The sequence below is a fragment of the Pseudomonas sp. WS 5059 genome (assembly GCF_012985525.1).
Lineage (GTDB): Bacteria > Pseudomonadota > Gammaproteobacteria > Pseudomonadales > Pseudomonadaceae > Aquipseudomonas.
Window position 1 is genome coordinate 326,689 of sequence record NZ_JAAQWO010000002.1, and the last position, 16,822, is coordinate 343,510.

Annotated in this window: 17 protein-coding genes; 8 read left to right on the forward strand and 9 right to left on the reverse strand. The window is 61.1% G+C overall.

Going from position 1 to position 16,822, the window contains the following annotated elements:
* The first annotated feature begins 9 nt into the window (after positions 1-9).
* Together HBO12_RS06270 and garD are read left to right on the forward strand one after the other, a co-directional pair.
* Positions 10-1,374: an MFS transporter gene (locus tag HBO12_RS06270; protein WP_169950930.1), complete on the forward strand. Its 1,365-nt coding sequence runs from the start codon at positions 10-12 to the stop codon at positions 1,372-1,374.
* Between the two features lie 12 nt (positions 1,375-1,386).
* Positions 1,387-2,940, forward strand: a complete 1,554-nt coding sequence (garD, locus tag HBO12_RS06275) for a galactarate dehydratase (protein WP_170041735.1) — start codon at positions 1,387-1,389, stop codon at positions 2,938-2,940.
* 6 nt (positions 2,941-2,946) lie between these two features.
* On the opposite strand, the gene HBO12_RS06280 is transcribed toward garD, so the two are convergent.
* The 3 genes from HBO12_RS06280 to HBO12_RS06290 are packed head-to-tail and all read right to left on the reverse strand — an operon-like array spanning position 2,947 to position 5,138.
* Complete coding sequence (locus HBO12_RS06280; RefSeq protein ID WP_170041736.1) at positions 2,947-3,651, reverse strand: HAD-IB family phosphatase; 705 nt, start codon at positions 3,649-3,651, stop codon at positions 2,947-2,949.
* Positions 3,648-4,511, reverse strand: coding sequence for a 1-acyl-sn-glycerol-3-phosphate acyltransferase (locus HBO12_RS06285; protein WP_169950924.1), 864 nt, complete (start codon positions 4,509-4,511; stop codon positions 3,648-3,650). The genes HBO12_RS06280 and HBO12_RS06285 overlap by 4 nt, the downstream gene beginning before the upstream one ends.
* A gap of 27 nt (positions 4,512-4,538) precedes the next feature.
* Positions 4,539-5,138 (reverse strand): GNAT family N-acetyltransferase, encoded by a 600-nt coding sequence (locus HBO12_RS06290; RefSeq protein ID WP_170041737.1) that lies wholly within the window; start codon positions 5,136-5,138, stop codon positions 4,539-4,541.
* A 274-nt stretch (positions 5,139-5,412) separates the two neighbouring features.
* Between HBO12_RS06290 and HBO12_RS06295 the strand changes: the two genes are divergently transcribed.
* Positions 5,413-6,354, forward strand: a complete 942-nt coding sequence (locus HBO12_RS06295; protein WP_169950919.1) for an AEC family transporter — start codon at positions 5,413-5,415, stop codon at positions 6,352-6,354.
* A 43-nt stretch (positions 6,355-6,397) separates the two neighbouring features.
* Here the strand turns inward: HBO12_RS06295 and HBO12_RS06300 are convergent, their stop codons facing one another.
* From HBO12_RS06300 to gatC, 6 genes are all read right to left on the reverse strand, one after another.
* A complete protein-coding gene (locus HBO12_RS06300; RefSeq protein ID WP_170041738.1) occupies positions 6,398-6,805 on the reverse strand; it encodes a carboxymuconolactone decarboxylase family protein in 408 nt (135 codons plus the stop codon).
* Positions 6,802-7,812 (reverse strand): calcium/sodium antiporter, encoded by a 1,011-nt coding sequence (locus HBO12_RS06305; protein ID WP_463671606.1) that lies wholly within the window; start codon positions 7,810-7,812, stop codon positions 6,802-6,804. The genes HBO12_RS06300 and HBO12_RS06305 overlap by 4 nt, the downstream gene beginning before the upstream one ends.
* 98 nt (positions 7,813-7,910) lie before the next feature.
* Complete coding sequence (locus HBO12_RS06310) at positions 7,911-8,282, reverse strand: septal ring lytic transglycosylase RlpA family protein (RefSeq protein WP_169950915.1); 372 nt, start codon at positions 8,280-8,282, stop codon at positions 7,911-7,913.
* Positions 8,283-8,439: 157 nt separating this feature from the next.
* Complete coding sequence (gatB, locus tag HBO12_RS06315) at positions 8,440-9,885, reverse strand: Asp-tRNA(Asn)/Glu-tRNA(Gln) amidotransferase subunit GatB (protein ID WP_169950913.1); 1,446 nt, start codon at positions 9,883-9,885, stop codon at positions 8,440-8,442.
* A gap of 10 nt (positions 9,886-9,895) precedes the next feature.
* Entirely contained in the window at positions 9,896-11,347 is a 1,452-nt protein-coding gene (gene gatA / locus HBO12_RS06320) for an Asp-tRNA(Asn)/Glu-tRNA(Gln) amidotransferase subunit GatA (protein ID WP_169950911.1), read from the reverse strand.
* A 16-nt stretch (positions 11,348-11,363) separates the two neighbouring features.
* Complete coding sequence (gatC, locus tag HBO12_RS06325; RefSeq protein ID WP_003216077.1) at positions 11,364-11,651, reverse strand: Asp-tRNA(Asn)/Glu-tRNA(Gln) amidotransferase subunit GatC; 288 nt, start codon at positions 11,649-11,651, stop codon at positions 11,364-11,366.
* A gap of 210 nt (positions 11,652-11,861) precedes the next feature.
* Between gatC and mreB the strand changes: the two genes are divergently transcribed.
* The 5 genes from mreB to rng all read left to right on the forward strand — a co-directional run bounded on the left by mreB (position 11,862) and on the right by rng (position 16,776).
* Positions 11,862-12,899 (forward strand): rod shape-determining protein MreB, encoded by a 1,038-nt coding sequence (mreB, locus tag HBO12_RS06330; protein WP_002555108.1) that lies wholly within the window; start codon positions 11,862-11,864, stop codon positions 12,897-12,899.
* A gap of 138 nt (positions 12,900-13,037) precedes the next feature.
* The gene (mreC, locus tag HBO12_RS06335) at positions 13,038-14,114 is read left to right on the forward strand and encodes a rod shape-determining protein MreC (RefSeq protein ID WP_170041951.1); all 1,077 of its coding nucleotides are present in this window, start codon (positions 13,038-13,040) and stop codon (positions 14,112-14,114) included.
* On the forward strand, positions 14,114-14,602 hold the full coding sequence (mreD, locus tag HBO12_RS06340; protein ID WP_169950909.1) for a rod shape-determining protein MreD: 489 nt from the start codon (positions 14,114-14,116) through the stop codon (positions 14,600-14,602). The genes mreC and mreD overlap by 1 nt, the downstream gene beginning before the upstream one ends.
* 50 nt (positions 14,603-14,652) lie before the next feature.
* A complete protein-coding gene (locus tag HBO12_RS06345; RefSeq protein ID WP_169950906.1) occupies positions 14,653-15,249 on the forward strand; it encodes a Maf family protein in 597 nt (198 codons plus the stop codon).
* Positions 15,250-15,318: 69 nt separating this feature from the next.
* Positions 15,319-16,776 (forward strand): ribonuclease G, encoded by a 1,458-nt coding sequence (gene rng / locus HBO12_RS06350; protein WP_169950904.1) that lies wholly within the window; start codon positions 15,319-15,321, stop codon positions 16,774-16,776.
* Positions 16,777-16,822: the final 46 nt, after the last annotated feature.

Here is a 16,822-nt window from a genome sequence, read left to right on the forward strand (position 1 = left end):
TACATCTACATGCAAGCGACCAAGCCGACGCACGTCCGTTATTTGATCTTGCTCATGCTGTTCCTGGTGACCACGATCAACTACGCCGACCGTGCCACCATCGCCATCGCAGGTTCCAGCCTGCAAAAAGACCTCGGCATCGACGCCGTCACCCTCGGTTACATCTTCTCTGCTTTCGGTTGGGCCTACGTGGCCGGGCAAATTCCCGGCGGCTGGCTGCTCGATCGTTTCGGCTCGAAAAAAGTCTATGCCCTGAGCATCTTCACCTGGTCGCTGTTCACCGTGCTGCAAGGCTATGTCGGTGAGTTCGGCGTCTCCACCGCGGTGGTTGCGCTGTTTATGCTGCGCTTTCTGGTCGGCCTGGCCGAAGCGCCATCCTTTCCCGGCAATGCGCGCATAGTCGCGGCCTGGTTCCCAACCGCCGAGCGCGGCACGGCTTCGGCGATCTTCAACTCGGCGCAGTACTTCGCCACTGTGTTATTTGCCCCGTTGATGGGGTGGATCGTCTACAGCTTCGGCTGGCAGCACGTATTTATCGTGATGGGCGTGATTGGCATCGTGTTCTCGCTGATCTGGCTGAAAGTGATCTACAGCCCGCGCGAGCACCCGCTGATCAATGAGGCTGAGTTCAAGCACATTGCCGCCAATGGGGCGATGGTCGATATGGACCAGGACAAGGCCAAGGGTAAGAAAACCGACGGGCCGAAGTGGGATTACATCCGCCAGTTGCTGACCAACCGCATGATGCTCGGCGTGTACCTGGGCCAGTATTGCATCAACGGCATTACCTACTTCTTCCTTACCTGGTTCCCGGTGTACCTGGTGCAGGACCGCGGCATGACCATCCTCAAGGCCGGCTTCATCGCTTCGCTACCGGCGATCTGCGGTTTTATCGGCGGCGTGCTGGGCGGGGTTATTTCCGACTACCTGCTGCGCAAGGGCCACTCCCTGACCTTCGCGCGCAAGGCGCCGATCATTGCTGGCTTGCTGGTCTCCAGCAGCATCATTGCCTGCAACTATGTGGATGTGGAGTGGATGATCGTGGGCTTCATGGCCCTGGCCTTCTTCGGTAAAGGCGTTGGCGCACTGGGTTGGGCGGTGGTGTCTGACACCTCGCCCAAACAAATCGCTGGCCTCAGCGGCGGCTTGTTCAATACCTTCGGCAACCTGGCTTCCATCACCACGCCTATCGTGATCGGCTACATCATCAGCACCACCGGTTCGTTCAAGTGGGCCCTGGTGTTCGTCGGCGCCAATGCGCTGGTGGCGGTATTCAGCTACCTGGTGATCGTCGGCCCGATCAAGCGCGTGGTGCTCAACGAGCCACCGAGCAAAGGCCCTGAATTGACTAACCTTTCCCAAGCGCAATCCTGAAGGGGCCGTGTGATGCAGTTGATTGAACATGCCGACTCGCCGCGCTCCATTCGGTTGCACGAGCGCGACAACGTAGTAATCGTGGTCAATGACCAGGGTGTGCCAGCCGGCACCGAGTTCCCGGATGGCCTGGTGACCGTGGAGTTCATCCCCCAGAGCCATAAGGTGACCCTGGAAGATATCCCACAAGGTGGTCAGATCATTCGCTATGGCCAGACCATCGGTTACGCCTTGCAACCGATACCACGCGGCAGTTGGGTCCAGGAGGATCAACTGCGCATGCCCACTGCACCGCCGCTGGACAGCCTGCCGCTGTCCACCGAAGTGCCCGAGGCCCAGGCGCCATTGGAAGGTTTCACCTTCGAGGGCTATCGCAATGCCGATGGCACCGTGGGCACGCGCAACATCCTCGGCATCACCACGACCGTGCAGTGCGTGACCGGCGTGCTGGACCATGCGGTCAAGCGCATCAAGGACGAGTTGCTGCCCAAATACCCGAATGTCGATGACGTGGTGGCACTGACCCACAGCTATGGTTGCGGCGTGGCCATTACCGCCACCGACGCCTATATCCCGATCCGCACCGTGCGCAACCTGGCGCGCAACCCGAACCTGGGGGGCGAAGCCCTGGTGATCAGCCTGGGCTGCGAAAAGCTGCAAGCCGGGCAGGTGATGCACGACAACGACAGCTCGGTGGACCTCAGCGAGCCGTGGCTGTACCGCTTGCAGGACGCAAGCCACGGGTTCAGCGAAATGATCGAGCAAATCATGGAACTGGCCGAAACCCGTTTGAAGAAACTCGACTTGCGCCGGCGGGAAACCGTACCGGCCTCGGAGCTGATCCTGGGCATGCAATGCGGCGGCAGCGACGCGTTTTCCGGGATCACCGCCAACCCGGCGCTGGGCTACGCGTCGGACCTGTTGCTGCGGGCCGGGGCGACGGTGATGTTTTCCGAAGTGACTGAAGTGCGCGATGCCATTTACCTGCTGACCTCCCGCGCCGAAACCCAGGAGGTCGCGCGGGAACTGGTGCGGGAAATGGACTGGTACGACCGCTACCTGGCCAAGGGCGAGGCCGACCGCAGCGCCAACACCACGCCGGGCAACAAGAAGGGCGGCCTGTCGAACATTGTCGAGAAGTCCCTGGGGTCTATCGTCAAGTCCGGCAGCAGCGCGATCAATGGCGTGCTTGGGCCGGGCGAGCGCTTCAAGGGCAAAGGCCTGATCTTTTGTGCGACACCGGCCAGTGATTTTGTCTGCGGCACCTTGCAACTGGCGGCGGGGATGAACCTGCATGTATTCACCACCGGTCGCGGTACGCCCTACGGGTTGGCGATGGCGCCGGTGGTGAAGGTTTCGACCCGTACGGAATTGGCCCAGCGCTGGCCGGACCTGATCGATATCGATGCCGGACGGATCGCCACCGGGCGTGCGACCATCGAGGAACTGGGCTGGGAGTTGTTCCATTTCTACCTGGATGTGGCCAGCGGCAAAAAGCAGACCTGGGCCGAGCAACATAAGCTGCACAATGACATCACCTTGTTCAATCCGGCGCCGATCACCTAGCCCAGGTCAGGACAGGGCGCCGATCAAGGCCTGCAGATGGGGGTAGACCTGCTGCGGGCTGGCCGCGCGAAGGATGTGCCCGCTCATCTCGGGCATGGGGTGGCGGGTGTAGTAGTCCGCACACACAAAACCGTCGACCCAGCCATCGACATACACCTGGTGGTCTGAGCGGGCATCGCCGACGATCAGCGCCCGGCCCTGGAGCCTGCCGCTCTCGCGCCACCGTCGCACGATCCGGCTTTTGCCGGTACCGGGGTTGATCAGCGGCGAAGGCCGGGGGCACAGGGCCCGCGAACCGGCCCAGAACAGGCGGTTGGCGAGCACGTTGCGGGTGTCGATATCCAGCGAGCGGGCAATCGGGGCGATCCACTCGGTGTAGCCGCCAGACAGGATATGCACCTGCACGCCCTCGCGCTGTAGGTTGTGCAGGGTCAGCATCAGGGCCGGGTCGAGGCTGCCAATGACCGTGTCGACATAGCGCTGGATATGCTGGCGGCGGATGCGCGGGATCACCTTGACCAAGGACAGCAGTTCCCAGGCACTGGCGCGACCGGCCAACGCCTTGGGCGCGATCAGTTGCAGTTGCTCCAGCATGGCTTGCCCAGCGGGGCTGTCGCCAATCGCCGACTGGATGATCGCAAGGGTGCTTTCGTGGTTCACCAGGGTCTGGTCAAAGTCGAAAATCACATGGGTAGTGCCGGTTGCGGTCATGGGCGTGCCTGCGCATCGAGCTGGCGATAGCGGTGTTTGTCTTCGCGGGTCCACGGGGTGGCCGCAATGCCCAGGTGTTGGGCGATGCGGGCCTGGATTTGGTCTGCAAAGGCCTGGCCGCTTTGCTGCTCCTGGCGTTCGCAGCGTTCCAGGTAGCTCATTTCACAGATCATCCAGGGCATCGTCAGCAAGCGCAGGAAACTTGCCAGGCCAGAGGCATGCAGTGGGCTGGCGACCAGGCCGAAGGGCAGAATCAGGCGCCCGGCCAGGGGCACGACGGGCAAGCCGCGGCTCAGCAGCCCCGCGCGAAAGCGATACAAACCCCGGCCGTTGTTAATGGTCGCTTCGGGGGTGGTGTAGAGGGCGGTGCCTTGCGGGTTGATGCGCAGTTTATGCAGGTTACGGGAGAATGCCTTCTTATCGGCACCGTTCCAGAACTGTCCGCCCGAGCATTTGAGCAACAGGAAGGCGGTGAAGGCGATAAAGCGGTTGTAGCCACTGGCCGCCACCAGTGTCGCGCCTGGCATCGCGAGGATGGCGAATGGATCAATCACGCTGACGTGATTGGCGGCCACTACGCAGCCGTCGGTGATCAGGGCGATTTGCCGCGATGAATGGCTGCAACGGATGCGAATGCCCATTATCCACAGGAGCCCTCGATACATCACGGGCCTGGCAGCCAACGGAAGCGGCCAGGCGAGCAGGCTCACCACGACCATCGACAGCAGGCGCAGGCCCGCCAATACGCAACCAAACGGCAGGTAGACCTGGCGTCGCAAGCAGCGGTAGGCCCAGGTTTCCCGGGTGCACAGGCCCGCTACTGAGTGAAGGGGGTCGGGTGGAGGCAGAATGTTTTTCACGGGGATGTTGCTCAGTGATGGTTTTGGTCAGGCCAGCTTGGTGTATTCGGCGGTTTTCATCCGACGCGAAAACCGGTCGATGCGCGCCAGGTTGGCAGGGCTGATTTCCCTGAACCGTTCGCGGGTAAGATCAATCTTCACGTGGGGGCCGTAAGGGGTTTCAATCACTTGCCCGGCCAGTTGTGGCGCGTGCAAAAACGCCCGGTTCATTTCCAGTGCGCGGTGGTGCCGGATATTGGTCAGGGTGTAGATCTGCTCGAACCCCAGGTGCTCAAAGCCGTATTCAAGCGCCAGGTGGATGGCAATAAAGGGGTAGGGCGTTCCCCAGTATTTCTTGAGGAAACGGTTGCCGAAGTTGATGCCGTATTCTTTTTGCGCGAACCCGGCATAACCGATAAAAGGGCCTTGCAGGCCAATGCTCACCGCCCAGCGTGACCAGTTTTGGTCGGTCATTTCTTTTTTGAAGGTGGCGATTTCGTTGGCGGCGGCGGTCATGTCCCGGGTGGTGCCGGCGGAAATGAATTTCATCGCCTCGGGGTCACTGAGTAGTTCGGTGTAACCCGCAATGTCCTCATCGTCCCAGCTTCTGATATGCACATTGTGTAAATGGTTGACGGATCTACGCATGGGGCCCCCCTGGAGTTATTCAGTTGTTACAGGAGGGGGATTTTCAGGGGCGGCGTTACTGAAGCGGAGGTGTGGATTCTCGTTAGTGCGTGGGAGCTTGTGCAGTGCTTTGTGGGACGGGTGAACCCCGGCCGGGATAGTGGGATTACCTCCTACGAAGTAGCCACAGTTCCCAATTCTGGACTTTTTTAGTTCGTGTTTATGTTTCGAAATCCAATATCAACAGTGCAGCCCACTGCTTTATCATGACGATTCCCTGAAAACAGGACTTAGCATGCTCGCCATTTTCCTTGCGACGCTCACCATCACTGCGCCGGTGTTTGCCATGCTGTTCCTGGGGGTGCTGCTCAAGCGCATCAACTGGATCAACGACAATTTTATCCACACCGCGTCAGCCCTGGTGTTCAACGTCACCATGCCAGCGTTGCTGTTTCTGGGGATATTGCACGCCGACCTGCATTCGGCGCTCAAGCCAGAACTGCTGATCTATTTTGCCGTGGCCACGGTCGCCAGCTTCGCCCTGGCCTGGGGCTGGGCGATTTTCCGTTGCCCGCGGGAAGACCGGGGCATTTATGCCCAGGGCGCGTTTCGCGGGAACAACGGGGTGATCGGCCTGGCACTGGCGGCCAGCATGTACGGCGACTACGGGATTTCCCTGGGGGCGATCCTCGCGGGGCTGGTGATCCTGTTCTACAACACCCTGTCGACCATTGTGCTGGCGGTGTACAGCCCGGTGATCAAGTCGGACCCGTGGAGCATCTGCAAGAGCGTATTGGCCAACCCGCTGATCCTCAGTGTGATTGCCGCCACGCCATTCGCCTATTTCCAGATCGGCCTGCCCAGTTGGCTGGAAACCTCCGGGAGGTACCTGGCCGACATGACCCTGCCCCTGGCATTGATCTGCATTGGGGGCACTCTGTCCCTGGCGGCCTTGCGCCAAAGTGGCAACATGGCGTTGAGTGCCAGCCTGGTGAAAATGATCGGTTTGCCGCTCGTGGCCACCGTCGGGGCCTGGCTGTATGGCTTCCGGGGACCGGAGCTGGGGATTCTGTTTTTGTATTTTGGCGCGCCGACGGCCGCCGCCAGCTTTGTCATGGCCCGTGCGGCCCAGGGCAACCATGAGTTGGCGGCGGCGATCATTGTGATCACTACCCTGATGGCGGCAGTGACCACCAATATCGGGATCTTTGTGTTGCAGGCCGGTGGCTGGATCTGAAATGAGTGGTGTTTTTTAGGGCCTATCGCGGGCAAGCCCGCTCCTACACTTGGGGGTGTTCACCACTAATTGTGGGAGCTGGCTGATACGTCTCAATCACTTCCTGCGCCGCGCGAAACGCATCAATCGCCGCCGGCACACCGGCATACACCGCGCAATGCAGCAACGCCTCGCGAATTTCTTCGACAGTACAGCCATTGTTCAGCGCGCCGCGCACATGGCCCTTGAGCTCCTGCGGGCACTTCAAGGCGGTCAATGCCGCGAGGGTGATCAGGCTGCGGGTCTTCAGCGGCAGGCCTTCACGGTTCCACACCCCGCCCCAGGCATGTTCGTTGACGAAGTCCTGCAACGGCTGGGTGAACTCGGTGGCATTGCCCAAGGCGCGGTCGACAAATACGTCGCCCATGACCTGGCGACGCATTTGCTCGCCGGATTTCGGTTGATCGGTCATTGCGACTCCCTCTTGTGGTGTTGGCGGCGCCAGGCCCGCAGCGAAGTGAACAACAGGAAAGCCACCAGCGCTGGCAGGACGTAGTACAGCATCAGTTGTTCGAGTTTATTGGCCAGCGGCATGCCGGTGGTGAACGACACCACGTGCAGCCCATACGCCAGGTACAGCCCCAGCAACAGCAAGCCTTCGGCGCGGGTAATGCGGTAGCCGGTGTAAAACACTGGCAAGCACAACACCACCACGCCGAGCATCACCGGCAGGTCGAAATCCAGGGCATTGGGCGATACCGACAAAGGCAATGGCGCCACCAGCGCCGTAAACCCCAGCACCCCCAACAGGTTGAACAGGTTGCTGCCGATCACGTTGCCCACCGCAATCTCCCGTTCGCCGCGCAGGGCGGCGATCAGGGACGTGGCGAGACACGGCAGAGAGGTGCTGACGGCAACGATGGTCAGGCCGATCACCCGTTCGGACAGGCCCAGGTCGCTGGCCACTTCCACGGCAGCCCCCAGCAGCAGATGCCCGGCGAATACCAGCAGCGCGAGCCCGCCGATCATCCACAGCAAACTGCTCAGCCACGGCGCCTGCACTACCGTGTCGCGGGTCCGCGGGCGGCGCGAATGGCGGGTCTGGTACAGCAACAGCGCGAGGTAGGCGAGCAGGGCTGCCAGTAGGGTCAGGCCGTCAAGCGGCGTCAGGGCCTCATCGCTGGCGAGGATGAACAGCAGCAGGCTGGCGCCGATCATCACCGGGATATCCAGGCGCACCAGTTGCCGCGACACGCGCAGGGGAATGATCAGCGCTGAAAGGCCCAGGGTCACGAGGATATTGAAGATGCTGCTGCCAATCACGCTGCCCACGGCAATATCGGTATTGCCGGCCAGGGTGGCCTGCAGGCTGACGGCGATTTGCGGCGCGCTGCTGCCAAAGGCCACGATGCTCAAGCCAATGATCAGCGGCCTGACCTTGAGGCTGGCGGCCAGGCGCACGGCGGCGCGTACCAGCATCTCGGCGCCGGCAATCAGCAGCAATAGGCCGCTGATCAGTTCAATCAGGCTCAGGGGCGAGAGGGCGCTTAATCCGAAAATGGCCAGGGCTCCGTCAGTCAGTTGTTCAGGGCTTGCACGCGCACGCGCGCGGTTCCGCTGCGCAGCATACCCAACTGCTCGGCGGCCTGGCGTGAAAGATCGATCAGCCGGCCACGGGTGTGTGGGCCGCGATCATTGATGCGCACCACCACGGATTTGTCGTTGGCCAGGTTGGTGACCTGCACCCGCGTGCCGAATGGCAGGCGCCGGTGGGCGGCGGTCATGGCGTGTTGGTTGAAGGGTTCACCGCTGGCGGTTTTTTTGCCGTGGTGCTTGGCGCCGTAGTAGGACGCTGTGCCGGTTTCGTCATAACCGTTGGGATCGATCAGGCCACTGGCGCAGCCGGTGAGCAGTGAAAACAGGGCGCAGAGGCCGAGTAGACGCTTCATTTTCAAGGTGTCCCCAAAATTGATATGGGAACCGACCTTTGTAGAAGCTGGCTTGCCTGCGATGCGGGCGCCTCGGTTTTTCAGATGCACCGAGGTGATGCTATCGCAGGCAAGCCAGTTCCTTCACAAGCCGGCTCCCACAGGGCGGCAACCGTTATCAGCCTTCGAGCTTGCTCTTGAGCAATTCGTTCACCTGTTGCGGGTTGGCCTTGCCTTTGGAGGCCTTCATCGCCTGGCCCACAAAGAAGCCGAACATCTTGCCGCGTTTGGCTTCGTCCGCTGCACGGTACTGCTCGACCTGCTCGGCGTTGGCCGCCAGCATTTCATCTAGCACGGCCGAGATCGCGCCGCTGTCGGTGACTTGCTTGAGGCCGCGTTTCTCGATGATCTCGTCGGCGCTGCCTTCACCGCTGGCCATGGCTTCAAACACGGTCTTGGCGATCTTGCCGGAGATGGTGTTGTCCTTGATGCGCAGCAACATGCCGCCCAACTGTTCGGCCGTTACCGGGGCTTCGTCGATTTCCAGGCCCTGTTTGTTCAACAGGCTGCCCAGTTCAACCATGACCCAGTTGGCGGCCAGCTTGGCGTCACCGGCAATGCTCACGACTTTTTCAAAGTAGTCGGCTTGCTCGCGGCTCGACGCCAGGACGCTGGCGTCATACACCGAAAGACCGAACTGCGCCTGGAAGCGCTCGCGTTTTTGCGGTGGCAGTTCCGGCAGGGTGGCGCGCACGTCATTGAGGAACGAATCCTCGATCACCACCGGCAACAGGTCCGGATCGGGGAAGTAACGGTAGTCGTTGGCTTCCTCTTTGCTGCGCATGGCGCGGGTTTCGTCTTTGTTCGGGTCGTACAGGCGCGTCTGCTGGATCACCTTGCCGCCGTCTTCGATCAGCTCGATCTGGCGACGGACTTCGGTGTTGATCGCCTTCTCGATGAAACGGAACGAGTTGACGTTCTTGATCTCGCAGCGAGTGCCGTACTCGACCTGGCCTTTTGGCCGTACCGACACGTTGCAGTCGCAACGCAGGGAGCCTTCGGCCATGTTGCCGTCGCAGATGCCCAGATAGCGCACCAGCGCGTGGATGGTCTTGACGTAGGCCACGGCTTCCTTGGCGCTGCGCATGTCCGGCTCGGACACGATTTCCAGCAGTGGCGTGCCGGCGCGGTTCAGGTCGATGCCGGTGGCGCCATTGAATTCTTCATGCAGGCTCTTGCCAGCATCTTCTTCCAGGTGCGCACGGGTCACGCCGACACGTTTGATGGTGCCGTCTTCCAGGGGGATATCCAGGTAGCCCTTGCCGACGATCGGCAGCTCCATCTGGCTGATCTGGTAGCCCTTGGGCAGGTCCGGGTAGAAGTAGTTCTTGCGCGCGAACACGTTGTGCTGGCCGATCTGGGCGTCAATCGCCAGGCCGAACATCACCGCCATGCGTACCGCTTCCTGGTTCAGTACCGGCAATACGCCAGGCATGCCCAGGTCTACCAGGCTGGCCTGGGTGTTGGGTTCTGCACCGAACGTGGTGGCGCTACCGGAGAAAATCTTCGATTGGGTGGCGAGCTGGGTATGAATCTCCAGCCCGATCACAACTTCCCATTGCATAGTGTTCTCCTCAGAAGCCGGTTGGGGTGCGAGTGTGCCAGTCAGTGTTCAACTGGTACTGGTGCGCCACATTGAGCAAGCGGCCTTCCTGGAAATACGGGGCGAGCAACTGCACGCCCACCGGCAGGCCATCGACGAAACCTGCAGGCATGGACAAGCCCGGCAAGCCCGCGAGGTTGGCGGTGATGGTGTAGAGGTCTTCAAGATACTCGGCGATCGGGTCACCGGTCTTGGCGCCGATCTTCCAGGCCGGGTTCGGTGTAGTCGGACCGATGATCACGTCGACTTCATTAAAGGCCGCCATGAAGTCATTTTTGATCAGGCGTCGGATTTTTTGCGCCTTGAGGTAGTACGCGTCGTAGTAGCCGGCCGACAGGGCGTAGGCACCGACCATGATCCGGCGCTGCACTTCCACGCCGAAGCCTTCGCCACGGGAGCGTTTGTACAGGTCGGTGAGGTCTTTCGGGGCTTCACAGCGGTAGCCGAAACGCACGCCGTCGAAGCGCGACAGGTTCGACGAGGCCTCTGCCGGGGCGATCACGTAGTACGCCGCAATCGCGTGCTGGTTGTTCGGCAGGCTGATTTCCTTGATCACCGCGCCGAGCTTTTCCAGCTCCTTGATGCTGTTGTGCACCAGTTCGGCGATACGTGGGTCGAGGCCGGCGCTGAAATACTCTTTCGGCACGCCGATACGCAGGCCTTTGAGCGAGGTATTGAGGCTGGCGCTGTAGTCCGGCACGGGTTCATCGATGCTGGTGGAGTCCTTCCCATCGAAGCCAGCCATGCCTTGTAACAATATTGCGCAGTCTTCGGCGCTGCGGGCCAGGGGGCCGCCCTGGTCGAGACTGGAGGCGTAGGCAATCATGCCCCAGCGGGAAACACGCCCGTAGGTCGGTTTCAGGCCGGTGAGGTTGGTGAATGCGGCTGGCTGGCGGATCGAACCGCCGGTATCGGTGGCTGTAGCGGCCGGCAGCAGGCGCGCGGCCACGGCTGCTGCCGAGCCACCGGAAGAGCCGCCGGGCACGTGTTCGAGGTTCCACGGGTTTTTCACTGCGCCGTAGTAGCTCGATTCGTTGGCCGAGCCCATGGCGAATTCGTCCATGTTGGTCTTGCCCAGGGTCACGGCCCCGGCTTCGGCCAGCTTGGCGACCACGGTCGCGTCGTAGGGCGCCTTGAAGTTGTCGAGCATCTTCGAGCCGCAGCTGGTGCGGATACCCTGGGTGCAGAACAGGTCCTTGTGACCGATTGGCGCACCCAGCAGCGCGCCGCTTTCACCGTTGGCGCGACGGGCGTCGGCGGCCTTGGCCTGGCCTAGTGCCAGCTCCTCGGTGAGGCTGATAAAGCTGTTGACCTTCGGATCCAGCGCGGCGATGCGCGCCAGCAGGGTCTTGGTCAGCTCTTCGGAAGAAAACTTTTTGTCGGCGAGACCGCGGGCGATCTCGGCCAGAGTCAATTGATGCATTGCAGGCTCTTTCCCTTTAGTCGATGACTTTCGGAACCAGGTACAGGCCGTTTTCGACCGCTGGTGCGATGGACTGGTAGGCCTCGCGATTATTGCGTTCGGTCACGACGTCTGCGCGCAGGCGCTGGCTGGCTTCCAGTGGGTGGGCCAGGGGTTCGATGCCGTCGGTATTCACCGCCTGCATCTGGTCGACCAGCCCGAGAATGCTGTTCAGGGCTGCGGTGGTCTGTGGAAGATCGGCTTCATTGAGGCCCAGGCAGGCCAAATGAGCGATTTTTTCCACGTCGGAGCGTTCAAGCGCCATGGGATTCTCCAGTGGAAAACAGAACGGAAGCTATCCGTGTGTTAGATTGTCGGAACACTACCGCATTTCTACGGTCATAAGGCCGCGATTGTGGGGTTAGGTGCGCAGAAAGTCGGCCAATTTAGCACATTGGCGCCTTGCCCAAAATCCCTGTCGTTGTTAGAGTTTGCCGCACTTTTTTACCCACGCGTTGCCTAGGGTCCCTTTCCCATGTTCAAGAAACTGCGTGGCATGTTTTCCAGCGATCTTTCCATCGACCTGGGCACTGCCAACACCCTTATTTACGTGCGCGAGCGCGGTATCGTCCTGAATGAGCCATCGGTTGTGGCCATTCGGACCCATGGTAATCAGAAAAGTGTCGTTGCCGTGGGCACCGAGGCCAAGCGCATGCTCGGCCGCACACCTGGCAACATTGCCGCCATTCGTCCGATGAAAGACGGCGTGATCGCCGACTTCAGCGTCTGCGAGAAGATGCTGCAGTACTTCATCAACAAGGTTCACGAAAACAGTTTCCTGCAGCCCAGCCCTCGTGTGCTGATCTGCGTACCGTGCAAATCCACCCAGGTGGAGCGTCGGGCCATCCGTGAATCGGCCCTTGGTGCCGGTGCCCGCGAAGTGTTCCTGATCGAAGAGCCAATGGCTGCTGCCATCGGTGCCGGCCTGCCGGTTGAAGAGGCGCGCGGTTCGATGGTGGTGGATATCGGTGGCGGTACCACAGAAATCGCCCTGATTTCCCTCAATGGCGTGGTGTATGCCGAATCCGTGCGGGTTGGCGGCGACCGCTTCGACGAAGCGATCATCACTTATGTGCGTCGTAACTACGGCAGCCTGATCGGCGAATCCACCGCCGAGCGCATCAAGCAGGAAATCGGTACCGCTTACCCGGGCGGCGAAGTGCGCGAAGTCGATGTTCGCGGTCGCAACCTGGCCGAAGGCGTACCACGTGCCTTTACCCTGAACTCCAATGAAGTGCTGGAAGCTCTGCAAGAGTCCCTGGCCACCATCGTTCAGGCAGTAAAAAGCGCGCTGGAGCAATCGCCGCCGGAGCTGGCTTCCGATATCGCCGAGCGTGGCCTGGTGCTGACCGGTGGTGGCGCCTTGCTGCGCGACCTCGACAAGCTGCTGGCCCAGGAAACCGGTCTGCCGGTGATCGTCGCCGAAGACCCGCTGACCTGCGTTGCCCGTGGCGGTGGTCGTGCACTGGAAATGATGGATAAACACACCATGGACCTGCTCTCCAGCGAATAAGATCGTTGGTTGCACCATGTTTCGCCAACAGGCAGCACTTTGCAGTGCTGCCTGTTGGCGTTTATCTTCTTCAATCTGCATCCAGGCCGGTTTGATGCCGTATGAATAAAGAGAATATCTGCCCGGGAGGAGCGGCCTATTAAACCGCTCTTCACTAAAGGCCCCTCATTGGGCGTGCGCTTGTTGGTGCTGGTCGTGCTATCGGTCGCGCTGATGGTGGTCGATGCCCGCTTCACACTGCTCAAGCCAGTGCGTAGCCAAATGTCGCTGGTATTGATGCAGTCCTACTGGATCACCGACCTGCCGCAACGGCTATGGCAAGGCGTGGCCAGCCAGTTTGGCAGCCGTACCGAGCTTGTGGCCGAAAACGAAAAACTCAAGACCGAAAACCTGCTGTTGCAGGGGCGCATGCAAAAGCTGGCGGCCCTGACCGAGCAGAACGTTCGGCTGCGCGAGTTGCTCAACTCTTCCGCGCTGGTCAATGAAAAGGTCGAAGTGGCCGAGTTGATCGGCATGGACCCCAACCCCTTCACCCATCGCATCATCATCAACAAGGGCGAGCGCGATGGTGTGGTCCTTGGCCAGCCGGTGCTCGATGCCCGTGGCCTGATGGGCCAGGTGGTGGAGTTGATGCCCTATACCTCCCGCGTGCTGCTGCTGACCGACACCACCCACAGCATTCCGGTGCAGGTCAACCGCAATGGCCTGCGGGCGATTGCCAGCGGCACCGGTAACCCGGAACGCCTGGAGTTGCGGCATGTGGCGGACACCGCCGACATCAAGGAAGGCGACCTGCTGGTCAGCTCCGGCCTTGGCCAGCGCTTCCCGGCAGGCTATCCGGTGGCGACGGTCAAGGAAGTGATCCACGATTCCGGCCAGCCGTTTGCGATTGTCCGCGCCGTGCCGACGGCCGCGCTGAACCGTAGCCGCTACCTGTTGCTGGTGTTCAGCGACACGCGTACGCCGGAAGAGCGCGCCAACGAAGCCGCCCAGGCCCAGGAAGCGCAGGACAAGCAAGACGGCACCACGACGCCGGTTATTCCGGCAACCGTACCCAAACCGGCGGCACCCGTGGCGACACCGGTTGCACCTGCCGCGCCTGCTGTGGCGACACCTGCCAAACCGGTGGCCCAACCGGCTCGGCCGGTCAAACCAGCGGCGACTGCGCCAGCGGCGGCACCTGCACCGGCAACCACTCGACAAGGGGCGCAATAATGGCCGGCACTCATTCGCGCAATGGCTGGATGGTCTGGTTGACCTTTGCCATCGGCATGCTGCTCAGCGTTTCGCCGATGCCGCAATTCATGGAAATCCTGCGCCCGCTGTGGCTGGCGTTGCTCCTGGCCTTCTGGGCGCTGGCCCTGCCGCACAAGGTCGGCATGGTCACGGCCATGTGCCTGGGGCTGGCTGAAGATGTGATGTATGGCACGTTGCTCGGCCAGAACGCCTTGATTCTTACGCTGATTACCTTCCTGGTGCTGTCGTTGCAGCAACGCCTGCGGATGTTCCCGATGTGGCAGCAGTGCCTGGTGATCCTGGTGATCTTCGGCCTGGCCCAATTGGTGCAGCTGTGGCTTAGTGCCCTGACCGGCAACCGCCAACCGACCCTGGCGCTGGTCTTGCCGGCCCTGGTCAGTGCGCTGTTGTGGCCATGGGTCAGCTTCGGCCTGCGTGGGTTGCGTCGCCGCTATAAAATCAATTGAGTGGGTCGCGAGGCTCTGCCTGGTTATCGAACCCACAGGGAGAGTCTGCAATGCATGCACTTTATCTGGCCTCCGGCTCTCCTCGGCGGCGTGAATTGCTGACCCAGATCGGCGTGCCGTTCACTGTGGTCAGCGCGGCTATCGATGAAACACCCCTGGGCGACGAGTCGCCGGCGTCCTACGTCGAACGCCTGGCCCGTGGCAAAGCCGCCGCAGGCCTGGCGACACTGGCCGATACCGCCAATGCCTGCGTGCTGGGCGCCGATACCGCCGTCATCCTGGATGGCCGGATCCTGGGCAAGCCCCTGGACCAGGCCGATGCCCTGGCCATGTTGCTGGCCCTTTCTGATCGTGAACACGAAGTCCTCACCGCCATTGCCGTGCTCAGTGACCTGCGCTGCGAAACGCGCCTGGTCAGCAGCCGCGTGCGCTTTCGCCAGGTTTGCACACACGAGGCAACGACTTACTGGCACAGCGGGGAGCCTCAGGACAAGGCGGGCGGCTATGCTATCCAAGGCTTGGCGGCGGTATTTGTCGCCGGGCTAAATGGCAGTTACTCCGCGGTCGTTGGCTTGCCGGTCTGCGAAACAGCAGAACTGCTGGGCCATTTCGGCATACCCTGTTGGCAACACCTTTCCGTGCGCTGAACGCCTAACTCCAGCGCCATATTTAAGCGATCGGCCACTATTGTGAAAACGCCTGAACGAGACCCAGCCATGAGTGAAGAGATTCTGATCAATATCACGCCGATGGAATCGCGCGTGGCGGTGGTAGAAAACGGTGTTTTGCAAGAAGTGCACGTCGAGCGCACCCAGAAGCGCGGGATTGTCGGCAATATCTATAAAGGCAAGGTTGTAAGGGTGTTGCCGGGCATGCAGGCGGCCTTTGTCGATATCGGCCTGGACCGCGCGGCGTTTATCCATGCCTCGGAAATTTCCCTGCGCGAAGGCCCGGCGGTCGAAAGCATCAGCGCCCTGGTGCATGAAGGGCAGAGCCTGGTGGTGCAAGTCACCAAGGACCCGATCGGCTCCAAGGGCGCGCGCCTGACCACACAGTTGTCGATTCCTTCGCGTTACCTGGTGTACATGCCGCGCACTGCCCATGTCGGTATTTCCCTGAAAATCGAAGACGAAGGTGAGCGTGAGCGCCTGAAAAAGGTCGTCAGCGATTGCGTGGCGGCCGAAGGCATCAAGGAGGCCGGCGGCTTTATCCTGCGTACCGCCGCCGAAGGTGCCGGTGCCGATGAAATCCTCATGGACATCCGCTACCTGCGGCGGCTGTGGGACCAGATCGGTGCCCAGATCAAGACCGTCGGCGCGCCGAGCGTCATCTATGAAGACCTGGGCCTGGCCCTGCGGACCTTGCGCGACCTGGTCAGCCCCAAGATCGAGAAAATTCGCATCGATTCGCGGGAAACCTTCCAGCGCACCACGCAATTTGTTGCCGAACTGATGCCGGAAATCGCCGACCGCCTGGAGCACTACCCCGGTGAACGGCCGATTTTCGACCTATATGGCGTCGAGGACGAAATCCAGAAGGCCCTGGAGCGCAAGGTGCCACTCAAGTCTGGTGGCTACCTGGTGGTCGACCCGGCAGAAGCCATGAGCACCATTGATGTGAACACCGGTGCTTTCGTCGGCCATCGCAACCTTGAAGAAACCATCTTCAAGACCAACCTCGAGGCCGCCACCGCCATTGCCCGCCAACTGCGCCTGCGCAACCTGGGCGGGATCATCATCATCGACTTCATCGACATGGAAGATGAAGAGCATCAGCGCCAGGTATTGCGCACCCTTGAAAAGCAACTGGAGCGCGATCACGCCAAGACCAACATTATCGGGATCACCGAGTTGGGCCTGGTGCAGATGACCCGCAAACGCACCCGCGAAAGCCTTGAGCAGGTGCTGTGCGAGCCGTGCAGCAGTTGCCAGGGGCGCGGCAAGTTGAAGACCCCGGAAACGGTTTGCTACGAGATTTTCCGGGAAATCCTGCGGGAGGCACGCGCTTACCAGGCCGAGGGTTATAGAGTCCTGGCCAACCAGAAGGTGGTGGACCGGTTGCTGGACGAAGAGTCGGGCAACGTCGCGGAATTGGAGGGCTTTATTGGCCGCACCATCCGTTTCCAGGTCGAAACCATGTATTCCCAGGAACAATACGACGTGGTGCTGCTCTGATCCGCATCAGTCTTTTTCAACGAGACCGCCAGACCTTGATCTGCCG

Excerpts from the sequence above, each read along its gene's own strand:
- HBO12_RS06270 (WP_169950930.1), top strand. The coding sequence starts at position 10 with ATGCAAGCGACCAAGCCGACGCACGTCCGTTATTTGATCTTGCTCATG.
- garD (WP_170041735.1), top strand. The coding sequence starts at position 1,387 with ATGCAGTTGATTGAACATGCCGACTCGCCGCGCTCCATTCGGTTGCAC.
- HBO12_RS06280 (WP_170041736.1), bottom strand. The coding sequence starts at position 3,651 with ATGACCGCAACCGGCACTACCCATGTGATTTTCGACTTTGACCAGACC.
- HBO12_RS06290 (WP_170041737.1), bottom strand. The coding sequence starts at position 5,138 with ATGCGTAGATCCGTCAACCATTTACACAATGTGCATATCAGAAGCTGG.
- HBO12_RS06295 (WP_169950919.1), top strand. The coding sequence starts at position 5,413 with ATGCTCGCCATTTTCCTTGCGACGCTCACCATCACTGCGCCGGTGTTT.
- HBO12_RS06300 (WP_170041738.1), bottom strand. The coding sequence starts at position 6,805 with ATGACCGATCAACCGAAATCCGGCGAGCAAATGCGTCGCCAGGTCATG.
- HBO12_RS06305 (WP_463671606.1), bottom strand. The coding sequence starts at position 7,812 with ATGCTGGTACGCGCCGCCGTGCGCCTGGCCGCCAGCCTCAAGGTCAGG.
- HBO12_RS06310 (WP_169950915.1), bottom strand. The coding sequence starts at position 8,282 with ATGAAGCGTCTACTCGGCCTCTGCGCCCTGTTTTCACTGCTCACCGGC.
- gatB (WP_169950913.1), bottom strand. The coding sequence starts at position 9,885 with ATGCAATGGGAAGTTGTGATCGGGCTGGAGATTCATACCCAGCTCGCC.
- gatA (WP_169950911.1), bottom strand. The coding sequence starts at position 11,347 with ATGCATCAATTGACTCTGGCCGAGATCGCCCGCGGTCTCGCCGACAAA.
- gatC (WP_003216077.1), bottom strand. The coding sequence starts at position 11,651 with ATGGCGCTTGAACGCTCCGACGTGGAAAAAATCGCTCATTTGGCCTGC.
- mreB (WP_002555108.1), top strand. The coding sequence starts at position 11,862 with ATGTTCAAGAAACTGCGTGGCATGTTTTCCAGCGATCTTTCCATCGAC.
- mreD (WP_169950909.1), top strand. The coding sequence starts at position 14,114 with ATGGCCGGCACTCATTCGCGCAATGGCTGGATGGTCTGGTTGACCTTT.
- HBO12_RS06345 (WP_169950906.1), top strand. The coding sequence starts at position 14,653 with ATGCATGCACTTTATCTGGCCTCCGGCTCTCCTCGGCGGCGTGAATTG.
- rng (WP_169950904.1), top strand. The coding sequence starts at position 15,319 with ATGAGTGAAGAGATTCTGATCAATATCACGCCGATGGAATCGCGCGTG.